A 22623-nucleotide genomic window follows, 5' to 3' on the forward strand; every position below is an offset into this window, starting at 1 on the left:
TCATGCCCGAGCTTGTGTTCTTCTCCGGAACGATGGACTGCGGAAAGAGCACGCTGGCCCTGCAGATCGGTCACAACCGGTCCGCGCGCGGCCTCCAGGGCGTGATCTTCACCCGTGACGACCGGGCGGGGGAGGGGAAGCTCTCCTCGCGGCTCGGGCTGGTGACGGAGGCCGTCGAGGCCGCCGACGGCCTGGACCTCTACGCGTACGTCGTGAACCAGCTGTCCCAGGGCGGCAAGGCGGACTACGTGATCGTGGACGAGGCGCAGTTCCTGGCCCCCCGGCAGATCGACCAGCTGGCCCGGATCGTGGACGACCTGGGGATGGACGTCTTCGCCTTCGGGATCACCACGGACTTCCGTACGAAGCTCTTCCCCGGTTCGCAGCGCCTGATCGAGCTGGCCGACCGCCTCGAACAGCTCCAGGTCGAGGCGCTGTGCTGGTGCGGTGCCCGTGCCACGCACAACGCCCGCACGGTGGACGGCGAGATGGTCGTCGAGGGCGAACAGGTCGTGGTCGGTGACGTCAACCGCCCGGCCAAGGAGGTCGGTTACGAGGTGCTGTGCCGCCGTCACCACCGGCGCCGCACGACCTCCGCCGCGGCCCACGCCGGCGCACTGTCGCCGGACGTCCTCCCGGTCAATCCGGCCTGACCTCACGACAGCCCGAGAGCCACCACGACTACCTCCAGCACGCGCGCGGCCGACCGGTAAGCCCCCCCCGTACGACCACCGGGCGGGGCTGGTGCCGCGCGGGAGCGGTCACGCCACGCGGCGCTCCACCTCCTTCTTCTTCTTCTTCTTCTTCTTCACCGCCTCGTTCCAGATGAGCTTCGCGATGTTCGGCCTCACCGCCGTGGTGATGACGCCCATGGCCGTACGGACGTACCGCCGCTCCTCCAGCTCCCGCAGCATGCTCGCCGCGAGGTCCGTACGAGCGGTGAAGACGCCGTCCGCGCTGGTCTCGGCGGTCCGGTACGCCGTGACGGCGGAATGCTCGAAGAGACCGGAAGGGCGTACGAAGGTCCAGTCCAGGTCCGTACGCCGGATCACCGCCTCCATCCGGCGCATGTCCTCGTGGAGCGTGCGGCCGAGCCGCCGGTTCACCAGAGGATCGAGCACGTGGTTGAAGAAGTACGCGCCGCTCGGCCGCCATCGGGGATCGGCGATGCTGGAGCTGACGACGAGCAGCCGCGCGACGCCGTGGTGGGCCATGGCGCCGGTGATGGCGGTCGCGCTCGCCGAGTAGGTGGTGACGGGCCCCTTGCTGAACCGCGTGCCCAGCGCGGAGAGCACGGCGTCCGCGCCCTCGATCGCGGGGGCGACCGTCGCGGGATCGGTGGCGTCCGCGACCACCACGGTGAGGCCGGCCCGTGGGGTGAGGGAGCCGGGGCGGCGGGTCACGGCGACGACCTGGTGGCCGGCGGCGAGGGCCTGGCCGGTGAGGTGGCGGCCGGTCGGTCCGTTGGCGCCGAAGACGGTGATGCGCATGGTGGCGGCTATCCCTTCGCGAGGTGGGCGGAACACCCTTGACTCTGCCGATCGCCCCCCACAGGCTCAACGTTGATGAATAACGCCGCCCCCGCCGCCACCCGCGCACCGGCCACCCCGGCGGCCCGCCGCAGGGGACGTCCCCGGGGCAATCCGCCCATCCGCGAGTCGATCGTCACGGCCGCCCGGACCCTCTTCCTCGAACACGGCTACCGCCGCACCACCCTTCGCGCGGTGGCGGCGTCCGCCGGGGTCGACACGGCCCTCATCGCGTACCACTTCGGCTCGAAGAAGGGCCTGTTCGCGGACGTGATGCGCATCCAGTGCGCCACCGCCCTGACCGTCGACGAGGTCCTCGGCGGCGACCCGGCCACGCTCCCCGAGCGGCTGATCGACGCGGTGACGGGACTCTGGGAGGACCCCGGCTTCCGTACCCTCTCCACCCAGGGTGGCCCGGCCGCCGACGCCATCGGCGAGTACCTGGAGATCGAGCTGCTGGCCCGGCTCGCTGAATTTCTCGGCGGCCGCGACGCCACCGCCCGCGCCACGGCGGCGGTGACGGTCCTCGGCGGGCTCATCTACACCCGCTACCTCAACCCCCTCCCCACCCCCGCCGCCCTCACCCCGCCCGAGGCCCGCCACCTCCTCGTCCCGACGCTCCGGGCGGCACTGGCGCAACGGGGGCCGCGGTCCGGGTCGCCACGCCCGGGGGGCGGTGAGCCCGGGCGCTCCCGCACCCGTTGATGCCGGCCGCCACCCCGGTCTGCTCCAACTCGCCCCGCGACAACCATCGGTCAGGTCCTAGATGCCGAGGATTCGGCGTTCCGGGGCCTCGAACGTCGAGAATCCGGCTCTCGGGTCCGCCGACTGGCTCCGAGGCGGTTTCGTCCGCATAGTTCCGTCTGGCATCGACAGACAGCGGCGGGCGTCGCCGCAGAGGAGCTTTCGTGAACAGCACACCCCGAACCGCCGGCCGCGCCCCCGACCGGCGCGCGGCCACCCTGATCATGGCCTGCATAGGCGTGTTCGTGGCCTACTTCCCGGTCACGACGGTGTCGGTGAGCCTGCCCGTCATCCAGGGCGCGCTCGGTGCCTCCACCTCGGACCTCTCGTGGGTCTCGGACGCCTTCGTCCTGCCGGTGGCCGCCCTGATCCTGACGGCCGGAGTCTTCGGCGACGTGCACGGGCGCAAGAAGGTCTTCCAGGCGGGGCTCGCCCTCTGCGCCGTCGGTGCCGCGGTCTCGCTCTGCGCCCAGTCGATCACGGTCATCTGGATCGGACAGGCCCTCTCCGGTGCCGGAGCGGCGGCCCTGCTCCCGATGACCCTCGCGCTCATCAGCCACGTCGTCCCCGACCACCGCGAACGCGGCAAGTTCATCGGCCTGTGGACGACCTGCCTCATGGGGGCGCTCGCCGTCGGCCCGCTGATCGCCGGCACGATCACCGCCCACGCCCAGTGGCGGTGGATCTTCCTCCTGCCCATCCCGCTCTCCCTCGCCGCCATGGCCGCCGGTGCGCGCCTGCTCGACGAGTCCCGGTCGCCGTACCCCCGCAAGCTCGACTGGCCCGGCCAGATCACCGCGGCCGTGGCCATCACGGCCCTCGTCTACGGAGTCATCGAAGGCGGCGCCACATCCTTCACCGAGCCGCACGTCGTCGGCGCCCTGGCACTCGCGGTGATCGGCGGGACCGCCTTCGTGCTGGCGGAGCGCCGCAGCGACAGCCCGATGCTCGACCTGCGGATCTTCCGCAGCCCGGCCTTCACCGGCTCCACGCTGGTGGTCATGATCAGCTTCCTGGGGCTGATCGGCTTCTTCTTCGTGCTCAGCCTCTACTTCGGCATGGTGCAGCAGCTCAGCACCCTGGAAGCGGGCCTGCGCCTCCTCATGGTCACGATCATGCCGATCCTGCTGGGCGCCGTCTTCGGCCGGCTCACCCAGCGGCTCTCGGCCCGCCTTCTCATCACCGGCGGGCTGCTGATCACCACGGTGGCGCTCTGCACGCTGACCACCATCGGCATCGACACCACCTTCGCCTCGCTGGCCTGGCGGCTCGCCCTGCTCGGCATCGGCCTGGGCATCGCCTTCCCCTGCATCACCGCCACCGCCGTGGGCTCCGTACCGCCGCACCAGGCCGGGATGGCGGCGGCCGGGAACAACGCCTTCCGTCAGGTCGGCGCCGCTCTCGGCCCCGCCATCCTGGGCGCGCTGCTGACCACCAAGGCCGTGGGAGCCCTCCCCGCGCACCTCACCGACGAGGGGCTGACGGGGGTGACCGGCGCGCGTATCACCGGGGCCGTCGACCGCGGCGGCCTCGAAGCCGTCGCCGGAATGCCGCTGGGCGCCGACACGGGGCGCGCCCTGCACGCGCTGTCGCTGTCCTTCGTGGACGGCCTCCATCTCTGCCTCGTCGTCTCGGCCGTCCTCATGCTCTGCGGCGCGGTCGTCGCGGCGGTCACCCTGCGCCCCCGCCGGCCCGCACCCTCCGTACCGGCCGCCGGAAGCGCTGCCGGAAGTGCCGTCGTAAGCGCCGGGACCACCGCGGGCGAGGCACGCACCCACGCCTGACGAACCCGCGCGGGCCGAACGCCCCCGCCAGGCCCAGGCACCCCGCCCGGAGGCAACGCCCGGCGGCAAGGTCCCGCGCCCCCGCCCCCACCGCCATGTCCTGGACGAGCGGGCATGCTGTGGGGGCGGGTCGTCGCACGGCCCGGCCGGTGACGACACGGAACGGAGAACGACGGTGGCGCTGCCCGACGCCCTGGACCTGAAGGTGATGCAGGCCCTGCAAGTGGACGGCCGGGCCTCCTTCGTACGGATCGCCGGAGTCCTCGGCGTCTCGGACAAGACCGTCGCGCGCCGCTTCACGAGGCTGCGCCGCGACATCGGTTTCCGGGTGCTCGGGATGACCGACGAGACCAGGCTCGGCCGACCGGGCTGGATCGTCCGGCTGCGCTGCACGCCCGACGCCGCCGAACCGCTCGCCACCGCGCTCGCGCGCCGCACCGACACGTCCTACATCGGGCTGATGTCCGGCGGCACCGAGGTCACGTGCGCCATGAAACCGCGCAGCCAGCAGGAACGCGACGAACTCCTGCTCGGGCGGCTGCCGCGCACCCCGCACGTCCTCTCGGTCAGCGCCCACTGCGTACTGAACCCGTTCTACGGCGGCCCGCTGGGCTGGCTCAGCAAGATCAACGCCCTGACCGCCGCGCAGGAGGAGGCCCTGCGGCCCGGACTCGAGGAGCCGCCCGCCGGGCCCGTGGCCCTGGACGCGGTGGACGAGGCGCTGATCGGCGTGCTGCGCCGGGACGGGCGGGCGCCGATGGCCGAACTCCAGAGCAGGACCGGCCAGTCCGAATCGGTGGTCAAGCGGCGACTGGACCGGCTGCGCCGCACCGGGGTCCTCTACTTCGACGCCGAGTACGACCACGAACCGCTCGGCCACGACGTGGGAGCCATGCTCTGGCTCACGGTGGCGCCCGGCGCTCTGGTGGCGGCGGGGAAGACCCTGGCGGCCCACCCCGAGGTGCGGTTCGCCGCGGCGGTCAGCGGCCGCGCGAACCTCGTCACCGCCGTCCAGTGCCGGACCATCCAGGAGTTGTACGCCTATCTGACGGATCGTATCGGCGCGATCCCCGGGGTCCACGACGCCGAGACCATGCTGATCCTGCGTCAGGTCAAGGCGCTGACCTACGACCCCCGCCGCTGACCCGTGCCCGACGCCCCGGGGCTGACGGGCCGTCGGTCAGTTCTCGCCGCTCTTGACGATGGTGAACACCGCGCCCTCCGGGTCCGAGACCGTCGCCAGCCGGCCGCTCGTCCCCTCGCGCGGCGGCTGGAGGATGTGCCCGCCGAGTTCGACGACCCGGGCGGCCGCCTCGTCGGTGTCCTCGACCTCGAAGTACGTCATCCAGTGCGGCCCCCGGTCGCGCGGCAGGGCGTGCCCGACTCCGTGCAGGGCCGCGACCGGACGGCCGTCAAGGTGCAGGGTCTGGTAGTCGAAGTCGGCCGAGACGACCGCCTGGATCTCGTAACCGAACACCGCCTGGTAGAACTTGGCGACCGAGGACGTCTCCCGGGTGACCAGCTCGTTCCAGACCGGGGTGCCCGGAGTGCCCCAGAGCCGCGTCCCCGAGTGCCGGGCGGCCTGCCAGAGACCGAAGACCGCCCCGTTCGGGTCGGAGGCGATGGCCAGACGACCCGCGGGACCCGCGTCGAGGGGGCCGACCGCGACCGTGCCGCCGCAGGACCGGATCGTCTCGGCGGTGGCGTCCGCGTCGTCGGTGGCGAGGTAGGTCGTCCAGGCGATCGGCAGATGGCGGTCCGGGGGCAGCTGGCCGATGCCCGCGATCTCCTCGCCCTGGAGCCGGCCGCGCACGTACGGGCCGAGCTGTTCCGGGCCGGGCTTGAACTCCCATCCGAAGAGCGCACCGTAGAAGTCCTGGGTGGCGCTCAGGCCGTGCACGATCAGGCTCACCCAGCAGGGCGTGCCGGGCGTGCGCCGGGAGACAGCCTCGGTCATCGTCTTTCGCTCCTCGGACCATCGGTGGCCGTGCGGCAGATCGGGGCCGGTCCGCCGTCCAGGGGTGCGGTACGGCTCGCAAACGCTGTCCCGCGGCCTTTTGCGCCCCGTCCCGATGCTCGCACCACCGGGGCCCGGAGACACACCGGCCGCGCCGCGCGATTCGCGTTCTCGGCAGAACCCGACCGATTTGTCCGCTACGACGGTTTTCCCGACCGCGTTCACGCGGACGCCACACGCCCGGGCCGGTCGCTGCGCGAGGATGGCCCTCATGAAGCCCATCATCACCGCATCCGCATACGCGGGCGAGTCGGCGGGACCCCGCCCGCCCGTGCTCCTCGACGTCCGCTGGCAGCTGGGCGGCCCCAACGGCCGGGCCGCGTACGAGGAGGGCCACCTCCCCGGCGCCGTCTACGTCGACCTGGACACCGAGCTGGCCGGACCGGCCGGAGCCGGTGGCGGCCGTCATCCGCTGCCCGACCCGGAGAGCTTCGGCGCCGCGATGCGCAGGGCGGGGGTCTCCCCGGACCGGCCCGTGGTGGTCTACGACGGCGGCCTGGGCTGGGCCGCGGCCCGGGCCTGGTGGCTGCTGCGCTGGGCCGGTCACGAGGACGTCCGGGTGCTGGACGGGGGTCTCGCGGCGTGGGAGGGAGAGCTGTCCACCGACGTCCCGCGCCCCCACGAGGGCGATTTCCGGCCGAAGCCCGGGGCGCTCCCGGTGCTCGACGCCGACGGCGCGGCGGCCCTGGCCCGTACCGGCGTACTGCTCGACGCGCGTGCCGCCGAACGCTACCGGGGCGACGTCGAACCGATCGACCGGGTGGGCGGCCACATCCCGGGCGCCCTCTCCGCCCCGACCGGCGAGAACGTGGGCGAGGACGGCCGCTATCTGCCCGCCGGGCGGCTCACCGACCGCTTCGCCGCCCTCGGCGCCTCCGAGGACCGGGAGATCGGCGTCTACTGCGGCTCGGGCGTCTCCGGCGCCCACGAGGTGCTCGCCCTGGAGATCGCGGGACTGCGGGCGGCGCTGTACCCGGGCTCCTGGTCGGAGTGGTCCTCCGACGAGTCGCGCCCGGTCGCGACCGGGCCGGAGCCCCAGTAGGGCGGGCACTCGGAACGGCCGAAGGGGCCGCACGCGCTGCGCGTGCGGCCCCTTCGGCCGTCTGCTCGGATCCGAGCCTCAGTCCTGCTTCTTGCGCCGCGTCCCGAAGACGATCTCGTCCCAGCTGGGCACCGCGGCCCGGCGGCCCGGGCGGACGCCGTCCGCCTCCGCCTGGCGGTCGGTGGTCCCGGTGAGCCGGTCCCGGTGACCCGCGACCGCGCGCGGCATCAGCACGTCGGCGTACGCGGACCCGGCACCCGCCGAAGCGGCGGCGGCCGGCGGCTCGTCCGCCGCGGGCTCATCGGCGGCCGGTTCGATCGCCGCGGGCTCCGGCTGCGAGGGCCGCTCCGGTACGACCATGTCGCCCCGGAAGCTCGGTACCGCCTCCAGCAGGCTGGTCAGCGAATCGCGTTCGGCTGCCGTCGGGGCGGCGAACTCCTCCGGTTCGGCGTGCCGGTCCATCTGCCGGTCCATCTGCCGGTCCAGGGCCCGGTCCAGCGGCCGGTCCCGGGGCAGCCGGGCGATCCTCGGTACGAACGGGAAACTCGGTTCCGGAGCGGTCGCGTCCGACTCGCCGATGAGGGAGCGCGCCTCGTCGTCGACGGCCTGGACCAGCCGCCTCGGCGGGTCGTAGGTCCAGCTCGCCGAGTGCGGTTCGCCCGCGACGCGGTAGACCAGCAGCACTTCCCAGGTGCCGTCGTCGCGGCGCCAGGAGTCCCACTGAACCGTTTCCTTGTCCGCGCCGCGCATCAGCAGACGTTCCTGCACCGCGTCGCCGAGCTGGGGGCCGGTGTTCTCGCCGGGACGGCGTACGGGAGTCTTGCGGGCCCGCTCGGCCATGAAGGCGCGCTCCGCGAGCACGGGGCCCTCGAAGCGGCGGACACGGTCGACGGGAATCCCGGCGAACTGGGCGACCTCCTCGGCGGAGGCGCCGGCTCGTATCCGGGCCTGGATGTCCCGCGGGCGGAGGTGGCTCTCCACCTCGATCTCGATCTGTCCGAGCCGCGCGCGGTCGTTGCGCACCGCGGCACGGAGACGCTCGTCGATCGGAAGCGTGTACTCCGTGCTGTCCGCAGCCTTGAGCACCAGTCGTGTGCCGTCGTTGGAGACGGCCACGACACGCAGTTCGGGCATGGGGACCTCCCGGGTGGTGCCTGCCGACGTCACGTGCGTCGCTGCTTCCGCTAGTCGAGTGTGGCCTGCCCGGGTGCAGCCTGCCACAACCTTGCCAAGTTGCCCGGCGTGTGTCGGGCCTTGGCCCTGGTACGCCTCCGTGACACGGTTACCCATGGTGACGCAGAACGACCTGTGCGGTCGCCCTGTGCAACGAGTCTCCGTGCGATGCGTCGGCGCCGCCGGTTCGAGTGCCGCCTTCGGCCCCCTCCCGCAGGACCCGGATCACCCTTGCGGGAGTCCGGCCCCAGGGCTCGTCACAGTACTCCATTCGGGCCACCGGGGTGGACCGGCACGCCGTCCGAGTTGTCGACGGGTGTCCTCGGCGACGGTGGTTGACGGCGGGCATGAGGGTGGAGATACCCAATCGCCGTCCGTTTGCCCCTGCCGCGTGTCCTGCTTCACAGAATCACCAGAAACGGAACTATCTACTCCGCCCAAAGGTCTCTTCCTGTTGCATGGTGGGAGAGATGTCAAGCAAGGGCTGGTAATGGTTCAGAAGCCGGAAAGCGACACGGAACCGAAGGAAAGGCGCATAGATCTGAATGTGCCGCAGGTCGCCGGCAGCGCCGTGGCCGCGGTCGCGGCCGCCGTGGCGGCCTCGCAGCTGGGGGTGTACGGAACGATCCTGGGCGCGGGCGTGATGAGCATCGTCGCCACCTGCGGAGGCTCCGTCTTCCAGCACTTCTTCCGCCGCACGGGCGAGCAGATCCGCGAAGTCACCGTGCAGGTGACCAACCCGGGGGGCAGGCAGGTCGCCGTACGGACCCGCGAGACGACGCGCGGCCGCCGCGGCGCCGCGTACGTCCCGGCGGGTGCCGACGCCGGCCTCACGGGTACCCGGGTGACCGACCGTACGCAGGCGATCGACACCACCCGGCTGATCGACGGCACCTGGCCGGCCGACAGCACAGGGGCGGACACGGACCGGACCCGGCTGCTGCGGGCCGTCCCCGCCCCGGCGGACGAGCCGGCCGACGCCACCCGGCAGTTGCGGATCACCGGCCCCGGCCTGCCGCCGGGGGAGAACGGACCCGGCGAGGGATTCTCGGTGGCGACCACCCACGGCACCGCCCGCCGCAGCCGGCGGAAGCCCGTAGTGGCGGCCGTCGTGGTCTTCGTGGTGTCGATGCTCGGGATCACCGGGTTCGAGCTGGTCTCGGGCAACGACCTCAGCGGCGGCAACGGTACGACCGTGGGCTCCGTCGTCCGGGGCGGTGACGGGCGCACGGCCGATCCACGACCGCCCGCCGGTACGGAATCCGGCACCGGCGACGAACAGCCCGGAACCGGACCGAGCGCCACCCCCGGCACCGGTACCGGCCAGGACGGAGGCGGCGCGTCGGCCCCCGCGACCACCGACGACGGAGGCGCGGCCACCACCCCCGCCCCCTCGCCGACCGACGGCGCCACCACGCCGGCGCCCTCCCGGACGCCGACGCCCGCGCCGTCCGGCGACGGCGCGAGCACCGCGCCCGAGCAGACCGCCGACACCGGCACGGTCACGCAGGACCCGGCCGCCGGTGGCGACACCGGCGGGGAGTGACCCGCACCCGTACCCGGTACCGGCAGAGCCCCGGTCGCCGGCCCGTGAGGGCGGCGGCCGGGGCTCCGTGCTGCGCGGCGGCCGTCAGTCGCCCAGCACGCGCCGCAGATAGTCGTTGCCGAACAGCCGGTCCGGGTCGAGCCGGTCGCGTACCGCCGTGAACTCGGCGAAGCGCGGATAGACCTCCGCGAGGTACCCGGCGTCCCGGGTGTGCACCTTGCCCCAGTGCGGGCGGCCCCCGTGCGTCGTCATGATCCGCTCGACCGCCGTGAAGTACGCCTGGTGCGGCGTGCCCCGGTAGAGGTGGACGGCGATGTAGGCGCTCTCCCGGCCGGACGCCGTGGAGAGCGCGATGTCGTCGGCGGGTGCCGTACGGACCTCCACCGGGAAGCTGATCCGCAGCGGCGAGCGGTCCACCATCGCCTTGACCTCCCGCAGCGCGGCCACGGCCGCCTCGCGCGGAAGGGCGTACTCCATCTCCACGAAGCGCACCCGGCGCGGACTGGTGAACACCTTGTACGGGATGTCGGTGTACGTACGGGCCGACAGGGCACGGCTGGAGATCCGGGCGATCGAGGGGATGGCCGCGGGGAAGGCCCGGCCCACCGAACAGGCCACCTGGAAGATCCCGTTGGAGAGGAGCTCGTCCTCGATCCAGCCGCTGATCCGGCCGGGCGGGGCGGAGGGGCACGCGCTGCGGTTGTTGCGCTTGGTGTTGCAGTTGCCGGTGTGCGGGAACCAGTAGAACTCGAAGTGCTCGTTCTCGACGACCAGCTCGTCGAAGCCGGAGGTCACCGCGTCGAACGTCATCGGCTCCTCGCGGGCGGTCAGCAGGAAGACGGGTTCGACGGCGAAGGTGATCGCGGTGATCACGCCCAGCGCGCCGAGCCCGACCCGCGCGACCGCGAAGACCTCGGGGTTCTCCCGCTCGGAACAGCGCAGGACCGTGCCGTCCGCGGTGACCAGCTCCAGGGCCCGGATCTGCGCGGCTATGGACGCCGAGTCGCGCCCGGTGCCGTGGGTGCCGGTGGAGGTCGCCCCGGCGACCGTCTGCTCCATGATGTCGCCCATGTTGGTGAGCGACAGGCCCTCCCGGGCGAGAGCGGCGTTGAGCCGCTTGAGCGGAGTGCCCGCCTCCACCGTGACCGTCATCGCCTCGCGGTCGATCCCGCGGATGCCGGTGAGCAGATCGGGGCGGACGAGCACCCCGTCGGTGGCGGCCGCCGCCGTGAAGGAGTGACCGGTGCCGACCGGTTTCACCCGCAGCCCGTCCTCGGCGGCCCGGCGCACGGCGGCGGCGAGCTCGTCCACGGAGGCGGGCGAGACCTCCCGTACCGGCCGGGCGGTGACGTTCCCCGCCCAGTTGCGCCACGCGGTCGTCGTCGCGTCGGTGCTGGTCATCTTCCCCACGCCTTCCCGTCTGCGCCGGCCCGCGAGCCGCCGGAACCAGTGCGGCGAGGGCCTTCGTGGTGATCCGCCGGCGGTGCGGCGGCGAGGCCCGGGGCAGGGAGCGTCACGGCCAGGAACGGCATGTCCCCGGCCAGTTGGAGGGGGATCATACTCACGGCCGCGGGGCGGACCCCCCGCCCACCCCGCCCCGGCGGTCCGGGCGGATGTCGGTTGCGATGCTCCCGTCGGCGGATGGCAGGATCGGAGCCATGTCCGATCTGCGCGATCCCGCTCCCTACGACGCCCTGCTGCTGCTCTCCTTCGGCGGCCCCGAAGGCCCGGACGACGTGGTTCCGTTCCTCCAGAACGTCACCCGCGGCCGGGGCATCCCCGAGGAGCGGCTGAAGGAGGTCGGCAAGCACTACTTCCTCTTCGACGGCGTCAGCCCGATCAACGGCCAGAACCGCGACCTCCTGGAAGCCCTGCGCAAGGACTTCGCCGACCACGGCCTGGACCTCCCGGTGTACTGGGGCAACCGCAACTGGGCCCCGTACCTGACCGACACCCTCCGCGAGATGACCGAGGCCGGACACCGCCGCGTCCTCACCCTCGCGACCAGCGCCTACGCCTCCTACTCGGGATGCCGGCAGTACCGCGAGAACCTCGCCGACGCGCTGGAGACCCTGCGGGCCGAGGGCCTGACGGTGCCGCGGGTGGACAAGCTGCGCCACTACTTCAACCACCCTGGCTTCGTGACGCCCATGACCGACGGGGTGCTCGCCTCGCTCGCGAGCCTCGGCGAGGAGGAGCGCGCCGGAGCCCACCTGGCGTTCACCACGCACTCCATCCCGGTGTCGGCGGCCGACACCTCGGGGCCGGTGGAGGACCACGGCGACGGCGGCGCCTACGTCGCCGAGCACCTCGACGTCGCCCGGACGATCGTGGACGCGGTGCGCGAGGAGACCGGCGTCGAGTACCCCTGGCGGCTGGTCTACCAGTCCCGCAGCGGCGCCCCGCACATCCCGTGGCTGGAACCCGACATCTGCGACCACCTGGAGACCCTGCACGGCGACGGCGTCCCGGCGGTCGTGATGGTCCCCATCGGGTTCGTCTCCGACCACATGGAGGTCCTCTACGACCTCGACACCGAGGCCACCGCCAAGGCCGCCGAGCTCGGTCTGCCCGTCCGCCGGTCCGCCACCGTCGGAGCCGACCCGCGCTTCGCCGCCGCCGTCCGCGACCTCGTGCTGGAGCGCGCCGCCACCGAGCAGGGGTACCGCGTGGACCGCTGCGCGCTCGGCGCCCTCGGCCCCTCGCACGACCTCTGCCCGGTCGGCTGCTGCCCCGCGCGGGCGCCGAAGCCGGCCGCCGCGGGCGCCGACAGCCCGTTCGCCTGACCGCGGCGCCCCGCCTCGGGGCAGCCGGGCGGGAGCCGACCCGCCGTCCCACCGCCGACGCCCATGCCCGACCCCGATCCCTGGGAGCGCCGTGACCGACCCCCTGCTCGCCGAACTCCTCGACCTCGCGCGGACCGCCGCCACCCGCGCGGGCGCCCTGCTGCGCGACGGCCGCCCCGCCGACCTGGGGGTGGCCGCCACCAAGTCGAGCCCCATCGACGTCGTCACCGAGATGGACATCGCCGCCGAGAAGCTGATCACCGGTTACCTCTCCGAGCACCGCCCCGAGGACGGCTTCCTCGGCGAGGAGGGTGCGAGCCGCGAGGGCACCAGCGGCGTCCGCTGGGTCATCGACCCGCTGGACGGGACGGTGAACTACCTCTACAACCTGCCGACCTGGGCGGTCTCGATCGCCGCCGAACTCGACGGGGAGCGGGTCGTGGGCGTGGTCGAGGCGCCGATGCGCGGCGAGACCTTCCACGCGGTGCGCGGCGGCGGCGCGTACGTGAACGGCACCGCGCTGCGCTGCCGCCCCGCTCCGCCGCTGGACCAGGCGCTCGTGTCGACCGGCTTCAACTACGTCGCGACCGTCCGCACGCACCAGGCCGACGTTGCCCAGCGGCTCATCCCGCGGCTGCGGGACATCCGGCGCGGGGGCTCGGCCGCCATCGACCTGTGCGACGTGGCCGCGGGACGGCTCGACGGCTACTACGAACGCGGACTCCACCCCTGGGACCTGGCGGCCGGCGACCTCGTCGCCCGAGAGGCGGGCGCGCTCACCGGCGGGCGCCCGGGGCTGCCGGCCGACGGGGACCTGACGGTCGCCGCCTCGCCGGGCGTCTTCGAGCCCCTTCAGGCCATCCTCGAAGAGCTGGGCGCCTGGCACGACTGACGCCGTCCGGGCCCGGACGCGAGGACGCCCGCCGCTCTCCTGAAGGAGATCCGGCGGGCGTCCTCACGTGATGCGGGTGATCCGCGGTGCGGCTGGTCCCTTGGTGCTGAAACTGTCGTGCTGAGGTCCGGTGGTGCGGCTCGGTGGTGCTGCGGCTCGGTGGTGGCGTCGGTCAGACGGTGGTGGCGCCGGTCTCGACGCCGTGTTCGGCGGCGAGGCGCAGCAGATCGTCCAGCTCACTCTGCTCGACGTCCGCGAGGAAGTCGTCGCCCGTCTCGCGGGCACGGGTGAGGTCGGACTCGGTCGTCCTGATGCGGTGAAGAAGACCTGCGGTGAAAGCGTCCATGAAGCGCCCCCTCGGCGTGGGTCGGTGGCACGGGGGTGTGCCGGGATTTCTCGGGCCTGGTCCCCAGGCCGTGGGTCGAAAGTCCCGCCTGTCCCGCCCTCCGGGCGGACGGCGCCACTTCCGACACACGCCCTGGTGCCGTCGGTCACGCGGTCCCTCCGGGAAAAGGGACGGCAGTGGCGAGCCACGTACGTGGCGTGATCGCGGGTGTGCATGCGTCCTCCCCGGGCCCGCAAGGGGAGAAACCTCAACTGGCCCGTGAATATGCCCCCTTCTTCGATTTCCCTCGAACCCGCAGGTCGCCGGGGGCTGCCTTACCGCCGGTTTATGGGTGTTGCGGGCAGGATGGTCGCGAACAGTCGGCCCGGCGTGCCCCGACAAGGGGCCGGCCGGGCCCTTCCCGGACGTGCGGAACGTCCGCGGGAACGACATCTGAGAAGGGACAGTGCCGTGCGCGTACTCGTCGTCGAGGACGAGCAGCTGCTCGCCGACGCGGTGGCCACCGGACTCCGCCGTGAGGCGATGGCCGTCGACGTGGTCTACGACGGAGCGGCGGCCCTGGAACGGGTCGAGGTCAACGACTACGACGTCGTGGTCCTCGACCGGGACCTCCCGCTCGTCCACGGGGACGACGTCTGCCGCAAGATCGTCGAGCTGGGCATGCCCACCCGGGTGCTCATGCTCACCGCTTCCGGGGACGTCAGCGACCGGGTCGAAGGACTGGAGCTGGGGGCCGACGACTACCTCCCCAAGCCTTTCGCCTTCAGCGAGCTGACCGCGCGGGTCCGCGCGCTGGGCCGGCGTACGACGGTGGCGCTCCCGCCCGTCCTGGAACGGGCCGGCATCAAGCTCGACCCCAACCGCCGCGAGGTCTTCCGGGGCGAGCAGGAGATCCAGCTCGCGCCGAAGGAGTTCGCCGTGCTGGAGGTGCTGATGCGCAGCGAGGGTGCCGTGGTCTCGGCCGAGCAGCTGCTGGAGAAGGCGTGGGACGAGAACACCGACCCCTTCACCAACGTCGTCCGGGTGACCGTCATGACGCTGCGCCGCAAACTCGGTGAGCCCCCGGTCATCGTCACCGTCCCCGGTTCCGGTTACCGGATCTGAGCGACCCGATGGCCACGTCCTCGGCGCCGCTGACGGCGCCTCCGAAACCCACCTGGGACCCCAAGCAGCAGGACCCCACCTCGCCCTGGCTGCGCCCCACCATCCGGATACGGCTGACGCTCCTGTACGGCGGGATGTTCCTGATCGCGGGCATCCTGCTGCTCGCGATCATCTACATGCTGGCCGCGCAGGCCCTGCACGACGCGGGAGGCCCCGCCTTCCAGGTGTCCGGCACCAACGTCCGGATCTCCAGTACGACATGCCCGCAGCTGGCGGCCTCGCAGAACAACGACCAGCTCAACGACGCCATCAAGGCCTGCACGGCCTCCCAGCGCCAGCACGCGCTGGACAGCCTGCTGAACCGGGCCCTGCTGGCGCTCGTCGGGCTCAGCATCATCGCGTTCGCCTTCGGCTACGCGATGGCGGGCCGTGTCCTGTCGCCGCTCGGCAAGATCACCCGTACCGCCCGCCGGGTGGCCGGGACCGATCTGTCGCGCCGGATCGAACTCGACGGACCGGACGACGAGCTCAAGGAACTCTCGGACACCTTCGACGAGATGCTGGACCGCCTGGAGCGCGCGTTCACCGCGCAGCAGCGGTTCGTCGGCAACGCCTCCCACGAGCTGCGGACCCCACTGGCGATCAACCGCACCCTGCTGGAGGTCCACCTCTCCGACCCGGCGGCGCCCCCCGAGCTCCAGCAGCTCGGCAAGACGCTGCTCGCCACCAACGAGCGCAGCGAGCAGCTGGTGGAGGGTCTGCTGCTGCTCGCCAGGAGCGAGAACCAGATCGTCGAGCGCAAACCGGTCGATCTGGCCGAGGTCGCCGAGCGCGCCATCGACCAGGCGCGCTCGGAGGCGGCCCAGAAGGGCGTGGAGATCCGCGGCGAGCGCGCGCCCGCCGTCGTCCAGGGCAACGGCGTCCTGCTGGAGCGCATCGCCCTGAACCTCGTACAGAACGCGGTGCGCTACAACGTCCCGGAGGACGGCTGGGTGGAGGTCACCACCCACTTCGGCCCCGGGCAGGCGCTGCTGGTGGTCTCGAACACGGGGCCCGTGGTGCCCGCGTACGAGATCGACAACCTCTTCGAGCCGTTCCGGAGGCTCCGCACGGAGCGGACGGGGAGCGACAAGGGGGTCGGTCTCGGCCTGTCGATCGCGAGATCCGTGGCGCGGGCCCACGGAGGCCGTATCATCGCGGAGCCCCGAGAGGGGGGCGGTCTCGTGATGCGTGTCACTCTGCCCGTCTGAAAAGCGTCAGGAAGCGATCAGGGGGAGGGTCCATCGCTTTCGCTTTGAGCGGAATTTTCGTGATGCGTCACCGGTTTGTCCCTGTGTGATCGATCACAGGGGCCTCAGGGGGCGCATCTACTCTCCGTGAGCTCCCTCCGGGCGTAAAGCCGGGAAACGCCCGGGTTTTCGGGGGGTGGTATCACGGGAAGTACACGGGGTGGCACCCGTGAACCCCGGCATCCGGACCGTGTACGGTCCCCTTCGCCACCCAAGACGACCGCTCAGCAGCGGCCGGTTCGGGTGTCGATTGAGTAACAGACCTTGATGTGAGGCAAAATCTCCGCCTCAGGTCGGGCACAAGTCCGGCCTCTCACGCGTTACGTGCGCTGAGACACCCGCAGACACCCAAGAGGGGGAGAGCGACATGGCAACGGATTACGACACCCCACGCAAGACCGACGACGACGTCGATCAGGACAGCCTTGAAGAGCTGAAGGCACGGCGGAGCGACAAGACCGCGTCCGCCGTCGACGTCGACGAGTTCGACGCCGCGGAGGGCCTTGAGCTGCCCGGCGCGGACCTGTCCAACGAAGAACTCGCCGTTCGCGTCCTGCCCAAGCAGGCCGACGAGTTCACCTGCATGAGCTGTTTCCTCGTGCACCACCGCAGCCAGCTGGCTCGTGAGAAGAACGGCCAGCCGATCTGCCGCGACTGCGACTGAGGCAGGCCCGCCGTGACAGGCGACAGACCGTTCCGGAAGCGGCGCTCACGGCGCAGTGAAGGGCCGGAGGCTAATGAGGGCGGTACGGGCCCGGCAGAAGGCTTGAGTGCCCCTGACGGGCGTCACAAGGCCCCGCACGACCCCTCCGGCACGACCGACAACGAGCGGGGCCACCCGGCCTCGCTCGAAGTGGCCCCGGCGGCCGGCCTGCCGGACGGGGCCGGACAGGCCGGGGAGACCGGAGACCACGGGACTCCGGCACCCGAGGTGGCCCCGACCGGGCCGCTGAACGCTTTGAAACGGGGAGTGCACAAGGGCGGGGAGAGCGCGAGGGCGGTCGCCGGACATCTGGCCGACCGGATCATCGACACGGCTCCCCGTGTCCCCGTGCGCGACCTCGCCACGCTCCGCCGCCACTTCCCGGGACTCGGTCCCGAGGAGATCGCGGACCGCCTGATCGCGGGCGCGAGCAAGGCCACCGCGGCCGTGGGCGCCGGTATCGGGGCCGCGGCCATGCTGCCCGTACCCCCTGCCATGCTCGCCGAGCTGGCGGCGGAGATCACCGGGGTGGCCGCGATCGAGCTGAAGCTCGTCGCCGAACTCCACGAGATCTACGGCAGACGCCCCCCGGGCAACCTCGCCCAGCGCAGCACCGCCTACCTCACGTCCTGGACGGAGGAGCGCGACGTCGACGTCACCCGCCCCGTCACGCTCAACGCGGCCCTGGGCGGCCAGATGAAACGCGAGCTGCGCCAGCAGATCATGAAGCGCATGGCGCGCGACCTGCCCAACCTCATCCCCTTGATGATCGGCGCGGCCGTGGGCGCGGCGATGAACCGCCGCGACACCAGGAAACTCGCCGGGCACATCAGGAAGGACCTGCGGAAACACCAGGTCCCCTGGGACCGGCTCACCGCGCTTCCCGCGCTGGAGCAGCCCGCCGACCCCGCCGTCGTCCCTCCGGAGGCGGAGGGCCGCTGAGGGCCGCGCGAGCCCGTACTTTCCCCGCCCGGCGAGGCCGGGCCGGGGACGCCGTGGCCTGACACCCGCCGTGGCCTGACACCCGCCGGGCCGGACCCGGGCCGGACCCGAGCCCCGAAGTCGCCCGCTCAGTCCTGCGCGGCGACCGGCGTCGTGGAGAGCGCCGCGATCAGAGCCTCGGGCTCACGGGTCGAGAGGTAGAGATAGGGCGTGGGGTCCGCGGGGTCGGTCACCTTCACCTTCACCGCCGTGGGGATGTAGCCGCGCAGCAGCATGAAGGCGCGGGCGTCCGCCTTGTACGTGCGCCAGGCCCGGGCCTCCTCCGCGTCCAGCGCCTCGGCGTCCCCGAGCGCCGAGAGCGGAATCCGCGCCTCCCCGGCGACCAGGGAGTCCGCGACCACCCGGATGCGGACGGAGCCGTACGAGCTGACCACGACCGCCGTCGCGGCCGTGCCGCCGACCAGCCCCGCGAGCAGGAACAGGCCGCCGAGCGGCAGGAGCATCAGCGCGCAGGCCACCCCCGCCCCGAAGGCGATGAGCCACCAGGTGCGGGGTGCGGTGAGGCGTTCGTCGAAGGGCGGTACGGAAGGCTGCATGGGAACAAGCTTGGCACGGCGAGACCCGCGGTCGGGCTCGCGGGTAAGGTCTGCGCGTGTGAGTGGAACATCTGCAGCTCTGACACCCCCGGCCGACGCGGTGGCACCCGTGCGGCACCCCGAGGCGCCCGCGCCCGGGCAGCTTCTCGGCTCGCACTACGAACACTGTTTCGGCTGCGGCGGCGAGCAGCCCCATGGCCTGCACCTCGCGGCCCGGGCCGGCGAGGGCGTGAGCGTGACCGCCGAGTTCACCGTGCGCCCCGAGCACCAGGGCGCGCCCGGTCTGGCGCACGGCGGGGTGCTCGCGACGGCGCTGGACGAGACGCTCGGCTCGCTGAGCTGGCTGCTCCGGGTCATCGCGGTCACCGGCCGGCTGGAGACCGACTTCTCGGCGCCCGTGCCGGTGGGGACCGTGCTGCACCTGGACGCGCGGGTCGTCGCCGTGCACGGCAGGAAGATCTACTCCACCGCCACCGGCCGGATCGGCGGCCCCGAGGGCCCCGTCGCGGTGCGGGCCGACGCTCTCTTCGTCGAGGTGAAGGTCGACCACTTCATCGACAACGGCCGCCCCGACGAGATCCACGCGGCGATGGCCGACCCCGACCAGATCAAGCGTGCCCGAGCCTTCGAGGTGAACCCGTGACCCGCCCCCCCGTCGACGTCCTTCTCCGGCGCCTGGACCCGGAGGTCCCGGTTCCCGCGTACGGCCACCCCGGCGACGCCGGTGCCGACCTGGTGACCACCGAGGCCGCGGAACTCGCCCCGGGCGAGCGCGCGGTGCTGCCCACCGGCGTGTCGATCGCCCTGCCGGACGGCTACGCGGCCTTCGTGCACCCCCGCTCCGGCCTCGCGGCCCGCTGCGGAGTAGCCCTCGTGAATGCCCCGGGGACGGTGGATGCCGGGTACCGTGGAGAGATCAAGGTGATCGTCGTCAACCTCGACCCGCGCGAGCCCGTGCGGTTCGAGCGTTTCGACCGGATTGCCCAGTTGATCGTCCAGCAGGTCGAGAAGGTGCGCTTCCACGAGGTCGCGGAACTTCCCGGCTCGGCACGGGCCGAAGGGGGATTCGGGTCCACCGGCGGTCATGCCGCGGTGGACGGTGTCGGGGGCGGTATCACCCCGGGTGGGAACAACTACGCTTCGGTCGTATCCGACCGGGAAGGACAGTGACGTGTTCGGACGTCGCAAGAAGAGTGGTTCCGCCGAGGACGCGGTGGACGAAGCGCGCGAGACCGAGCAGGTCGCCGACGAGCTCGATGGTGCCGACGACGCGGTGAGCGCCCGTCGGACGAACCTTCCGCCGGCCCCGCGGCCGGACGGACCCTGGGACGTCTCCGAGGTCTCCAGGCCCGGCGAGGGCCGGGTCGACCTGGGCGGGATCTTCGTGCCCGGAGTCGAGGGCATGGAACTCAGGGTGGAGGTGGCCGGGGACGCGATCGTCGCCGCCACCGTGGTGCTGCGCGACAGCGCGATCCAGCTGCAGGCCTTCGCCGCCCCCAAGAAGGAGGGCATCTGGGGCGAGGTCCGCGAGGAGATCGCCTCGGGCATCACCAAGCAGGGCGGGATCATCGACGAGGTCGAGGGCCCGCTCGGCTGGGAGCTGCGCGCCCAGGTGCCCGTACAGCTTCCCGACGGGAAGAACGGCGTCCAGCTGGTGCGCTTCGTCGGCCTCGACGGGCCCCGGTGGTTCCTGCGCGGCGTGATCTCGGGCCAGGGTGCCGTGCAGCCGCAGGCCGCCGGCCTCCTGGAGCAGATCTTCCGGGACACCGTGGTCGTCCGCGGCGAGGGCCCGATGGCCCCCCGCGACCCGATCGTCCTCAAGCTTCCCAACGACGCCCAGATGGTGCCCGAGGGCGTCCAGCAGGAGGAGCAGGAGAGCTCCAAGTTCTCCGGCGGCATGGGCCAGCTCCAGCGCGGACCGGAGATCAGCGAGATCCGCTAGATCCGCTGGATCCGCTCGCGCGGTCCGTACGGACGGACGGCTTTTTCAGGCCGGTGGGCCGCACCCCCTTTCCCGGGGGGTGCGGCCCACCGGTCTTTTTCGCATGCGTGGACGCATGCGTCCACGCATCCGGCTCCGAGGGTGGTTTCGCGTGCCACCGGGCACCGCGCCGGGTCGGCGTCAGGGGCGCGTATCGGCCACGTAAGGGCGCCGTCAAGGGAGTGCCCGTCCTCGTATGGAAGCCATCAACGGGGGCGTCAAAGGCTCTGGCCGGAGGTTTGCTCGTCACGTCCGAGAAACCGAACCTCATCTAGGAGCACACGATGGCCGACGTGGCCTTCGTCGTCACCACGATCGCGGTCTTCGCGCTGGTGGCCCTCATCGCCAAGGGGGTGGCGAAGCTGTGACTGCCGAGAACATCGTCGGCCTCGTCGTGGCCGTCGCCCTGCTGGGCTACCTCGTCCTCGCCCTTCTGTACCCGGAGAGGTTCTAGCCCGACATGAGTCCCGTCCTTGCCGGTGTGCTCCAGCTGCTCGCGATGATCGTCGCGCTGGGCCTCGCCTACCGCCCCCTCGGCGACCACATGGCACGCGTCTACTCCTCCGACAAGCATCTGCGCGTCGAGAAGTGGATGTACCGGGCCATCGGCGCCAACCCGAACACGGAGATGCGCTGGCCCGCGTACCTCCGCGGCGTCCTCGCCTTCTCCGCGGTGAGCCTGCTCTTCCTCTACCTGCTCCAGCGGCTCCAGGGCAGCCTGCCCGGTTCCCTCGGATTCGTCTCGATCGACCCGGACCAGGCGTTCAACACGGCGGCGTCCTTCGTCGCCAACACCAACTGGCAGTCGTACTACGGCGAGCAGGCCATGGGCCACGTCGTGCAGACCGGCGGCCTCGCGGTGCAGAACTTCGTCTCCGCCGCCGTCGGCATGGCCGTCGCCGTCGCGCTCGTCCGCGGCTTCGCCCGGTCCCGTACCGGTGAGCTCGGCAACTTCTGGGCCGACCTGGTCCGCGGCACCGTCCGCATCCTGCTGCCGATCTCGGTGATCGGCGCGCTGGTGCTGGTCGCGTGCGGCGCCCTCCAGAACTTCTCCGGCATCCACGACGTCGGCCAGTTCATGGGCGGCTCGCAGCAGTGGAACGGCGGAGCGATCGCCTCGCAGGAGGTCATCAAGGAGCTGGGCACGAACGGCGGCGGTTACTTCAACGCCAACTCGTCCCACCCCTTCGAGAACCCCAACGGCTTCACCAACCTCTTCGAGGTCTTCCTGATCCTCGTCATCCCCTTCGCGATCACCCGCACCTTCGGCCGGATGGTCGGCTCGCTCAAGCAGGGGTACGCGATCCTCGCGACGATGGCCGTCATCTGGGTCGGGTTCACCGCCCTGATGATGTGGACGGAGTTCGCCCACCACGGCCCCGCGTTCGACATCGCGGGCGGTGCGACGGAGGGCAAGGAGAACCGGTTCGGCATCGGCGGCTCCTCGATCTTCGCGGTCGCCACCACGCTCACCTCCACCGGCGCGGTCGACTCGTTCCACTCCTCGTTCACCGGCTTCGGCGGCGGCATCACCCTGCTGGGCATGCAGCTCGGCGAGATCGCCCCCGGTGGGGTCGGCTCCGGCCTCTACGGCATGCTGATCATGGCGATCATCGCCGTGTTCATCGCCGGTCTGATGGTCGGCCGCACGCCGGAGTACCTGGGCAAGAAGATCGGCACCCGCGAGATCAAGCTCGCCGCCTGCTACATCCTGATCGTCCCCGCTCTGGTCCTCGGCTTCACCGCCGTGGCGATGGCGCTGCCCACTCCGCCGAACTCCATGACGAACTCGGGCGCGCACGGCTTCTCCGAGATCCTCTACGCCTACACCTCCGGCGCGAACAACAACGGCTCCGCCTTCGCGGGCCTGAACGCCGACACCCAGTGGTTCAACACCACGATCGGTCTCGCGATGCTCCTCGGCCGGTTCATACCGATGGTCTTCGTGCTGGCCCTGGCCGGCTCGCTGGCCGAGCAGAAGCCCGTACCGGAGACCACCGGCACCCTCAGCACCCACAAGCCGCTCTTCAGCGGCCTGCTGGTCGGCGCCATCCTGATCGTCACCGGCCTGACCTACTTCCCGGCCCTGGCCCTGGGCCCGCTCGCCGAGGGGCTGGCGTCATGACCACACGAACCCCGCAAGAGGACA

23 protein-coding genes are annotated in these 22623 nt (G+C 72.0%); 17 read left to right on the plus strand and 6 right to left on the minus strand.

Annotated features, from left to right (window positions below; translation table 11 throughout):
• Positions 1-2 precede the first annotated feature (2 nt).
• Positions 3-653 carry a thymidine kinase gene (locus OG599_RS26105; protein ID WP_327178393.1) on the plus strand — a complete coding sequence of 217 codons (651 nt, stop codon included), beginning with the start codon at positions 3-5 and terminating at the stop codon, positions 651-653.
• A 108-nt stretch (positions 654-761) separates the two neighbouring features.
• Here OG599_RS26105 and OG599_RS26110 read toward each other — a convergent pair whose 3' ends face one another.
• Positions 762-1490, minus strand: a complete 729-nt coding sequence (locus OG599_RS26110; RefSeq protein ID WP_327178394.1) for an NAD(P)-dependent oxidoreductase — start codon at positions 1488-1490, stop codon at positions 762-764.
• 75 nt (positions 1491-1565) lie between these two features.
• Between OG599_RS26110 and OG599_RS26115 the strand changes: the two genes are divergently transcribed.
• The 3 genes from OG599_RS26115 to OG599_RS26125 all read left to right on the plus strand — a co-directional run bounded on the left by OG599_RS26115 (position 1566) and on the right by OG599_RS26125 (position 5201).
• The gene (locus OG599_RS26115; protein WP_327178395.1) at positions 1566-2234 is read left to right on the plus strand and encodes a TetR family transcriptional regulator; all 669 of its coding nucleotides are present in this window, start codon (positions 1566-1568) and stop codon (positions 2232-2234) included.
• A gap of 263 nt (positions 2235-2497) precedes the next feature.
• Positions 2498-4057 carry an MFS transporter gene (locus OG599_RS26120; RefSeq protein WP_327180198.1) on the plus strand — a complete coding sequence of 520 codons (1560 nt, stop codon included), beginning with the start codon at positions 2498-2500 and terminating at the stop codon, positions 4055-4057.
• Between the two features lie 175 nt (positions 4058-4232).
• Complete coding sequence (locus OG599_RS26125) at positions 4233-5201, plus strand: Lrp/AsnC family transcriptional regulator (protein WP_327178397.1); 969 nt, start codon at positions 4233-4235, stop codon at positions 5199-5201.
• A 36-nt stretch (positions 5202-5237) separates the two neighbouring features.
• On the opposite strand, the gene OG599_RS26130 is transcribed toward OG599_RS26125, so the two are convergent.
• On the minus strand, positions 5238-6014 hold the full coding sequence (locus OG599_RS26130; RefSeq protein ID WP_327178398.1) for a VOC family protein: 777 nt from the start codon (positions 6012-6014) through the stop codon (positions 5238-5240).
• Positions 6015-6285: 271 nt separating this feature from the next.
• On the opposite strand from OG599_RS26130, the gene OG599_RS26135 reads away from it, so the two are divergent.
• Entirely contained in the window at positions 6286-7116 is an 831-nt protein-coding gene (locus tag OG599_RS26135; protein ID WP_327178399.1) for a sulfurtransferase, read from the plus strand.
• A 78-nt stretch (positions 7117-7194) separates the two neighbouring features.
• On the opposite strand, the gene sepH is transcribed toward OG599_RS26135, so the two are convergent.
• Positions 7195-8250, minus strand: coding sequence for a septation protein SepH (gene sepH, locus OG599_RS26140; protein ID WP_327178400.1), 1056 nt, complete (start codon positions 8248-8250; stop codon positions 7195-7197).
• 529 nt (positions 8251-8779) lie between these two features.
• On the opposite strand from sepH, the gene OG599_RS26145 reads away from it, so the two are divergent.
• Complete coding sequence (locus OG599_RS26145) at positions 8780-9835, plus strand: hypothetical protein (protein WP_442809551.1); 1056 nt, start codon at positions 8780-8782, stop codon at positions 9833-9835.
• An 84-nt stretch (positions 9836-9919) separates the two neighbouring features.
• Here the strand turns inward: OG599_RS26145 and OG599_RS26150 are convergent, their stop codons facing one another.
• Entirely contained in the window at positions 9920-11236 is a 1317-nt protein-coding gene (locus tag OG599_RS26150) for a D-arabinono-1,4-lactone oxidase (protein ID WP_327178402.1), read from the minus strand.
• Positions 11237-11493: 257 nt separating this feature from the next.
• Here OG599_RS26150 and OG599_RS26155 point away from each other — a divergent pair, with 257 nt between their 5' ends.
• A complete protein-coding gene (locus OG599_RS26155; RefSeq protein WP_327178403.1) occupies positions 11494-12621 on the plus strand; it encodes a ferrochelatase in 1128 nt (375 codons plus the stop codon).
• A gap of 91 nt (positions 12622-12712) precedes the next feature.
• Positions 12713-13513: an inositol monophosphatase family protein gene (locus tag OG599_RS26160; RefSeq protein ID WP_327178404.1), complete on the plus strand. Its 801-nt coding sequence runs from the start codon at positions 12713-12715 to the stop codon at positions 13511-13513.
• A gap of 172 nt (positions 13514-13685) precedes the next feature.
• Here the strand turns inward: OG599_RS26160 and OG599_RS26165 are convergent, their stop codons facing one another.
• Positions 13686-13859 (minus strand): hypothetical protein, encoded by a 174-nt coding sequence (locus OG599_RS26165; protein ID WP_327178405.1) that lies wholly within the window; start codon positions 13857-13859, stop codon positions 13686-13688.
• 450 nt (positions 13860-14309) lie between these two features.
• On the opposite strand from OG599_RS26165, the gene OG599_RS26170 reads away from it, so the two are divergent.
• The 4 genes from OG599_RS26170 to OG599_RS26185 all read left to right on the plus strand — a co-directional run bounded on the left by OG599_RS26170 (position 14310) and on the right by OG599_RS26185 (position 17897).
• A complete protein-coding gene (locus tag OG599_RS26170; protein WP_275491683.1) occupies positions 14310-14963 on the plus strand; it encodes a response regulator transcription factor in 654 nt (217 codons plus the stop codon).
• An 8-nt stretch (positions 14964-14971) separates the two neighbouring features.
• The gene (locus OG599_RS26175; protein ID WP_327178406.1) at positions 14972-16213 is read left to right on the plus strand and encodes a sensor histidine kinase; all 1242 of its coding nucleotides are present in this window, start codon (positions 14972-14974) and stop codon (positions 16211-16213) included.
• A gap of 406 nt (positions 16214-16619) precedes the next feature.
• The gene (locus OG599_RS26180) at positions 16620-16916 is read left to right on the plus strand and encodes a DUF4193 domain-containing protein (RefSeq protein WP_003965732.1); all 297 of its coding nucleotides are present in this window, start codon (positions 16620-16622) and stop codon (positions 16914-16916) included.
• 12 nt (positions 16917-16928) lie between these two features.
• Positions 16929-17897 carry a hypothetical protein gene (locus OG599_RS26185; RefSeq protein WP_327178407.1) on the plus strand — a complete coding sequence of 323 codons (969 nt, stop codon included), beginning with the start codon at positions 16929-16931 and terminating at the stop codon, positions 17895-17897.
• Positions 17898-18025: 128 nt separating this feature from the next.
• Here the strand turns inward: OG599_RS26185 and OG599_RS26190 are convergent, their stop codons facing one another.
• Positions 18026-18493: a DUF3093 domain-containing protein gene (locus tag OG599_RS26190; protein ID WP_327178408.1), complete on the minus strand. Its 468-nt coding sequence runs from the start codon at positions 18491-18493 to the stop codon at positions 18026-18028.
• Positions 18494-18551: 58 nt separating this feature from the next.
• On the opposite strand from OG599_RS26190, the gene OG599_RS26195 reads away from it, so the two are divergent.
• From OG599_RS26195 to kdpA, 5 genes are all read left to right on the plus strand, one after another.
• Positions 18552-19136 (plus strand): PaaI family thioesterase, encoded by a 585-nt coding sequence (locus OG599_RS26195; protein WP_327178409.1) that lies wholly within the window; start codon positions 18552-18554, stop codon positions 19134-19136.
• Positions 19133-19663 (plus strand): dUTP diphosphatase, encoded by a 531-nt coding sequence (dut, locus tag OG599_RS26200; RefSeq protein ID WP_327178410.1) that lies wholly within the window; start codon positions 19133-19135, stop codon positions 19661-19663. Before OG599_RS26195 ends, dut begins: the two co-directional genes overlap by 4 nt.
• 1 nt (position 19664) lies before the next feature.
• Entirely contained in the window at positions 19665-20435 is a 771-nt protein-coding gene (locus OG599_RS26205) for a DUF3710 domain-containing protein (RefSeq protein WP_327178411.1), read from the plus strand.
• Positions 20436-20838: 403 nt separating this feature from the next.
• Positions 20839-20928: a K(+)-transporting ATPase subunit F gene (kdpF, locus tag OG599_RS26210; protein ID WP_078075662.1), complete on the plus strand. Its 90-nt coding sequence runs from the start codon at positions 20839-20841 to the stop codon at positions 20926-20928.
• A gap of 6 nt (positions 20929-20934) precedes the next feature.
• On the plus strand, positions 20935-22599 hold the full coding sequence (kdpA, locus tag OG599_RS26215) for a potassium-transporting ATPase subunit KdpA (protein WP_327178412.1): 1665 nt from the start codon (positions 20935-20937) through the stop codon (positions 22597-22599).
• The last annotated feature ends 24 nt before the right edge of the window (positions 22600-22623 follow it).

This window comes from Streptomyces sp. NBC_01335 (assembly GCF_035953295.1).
GTDB lineage: Bacteria > Actinomycetota > Actinomycetes > Streptomycetales > Streptomycetaceae > Streptomyces.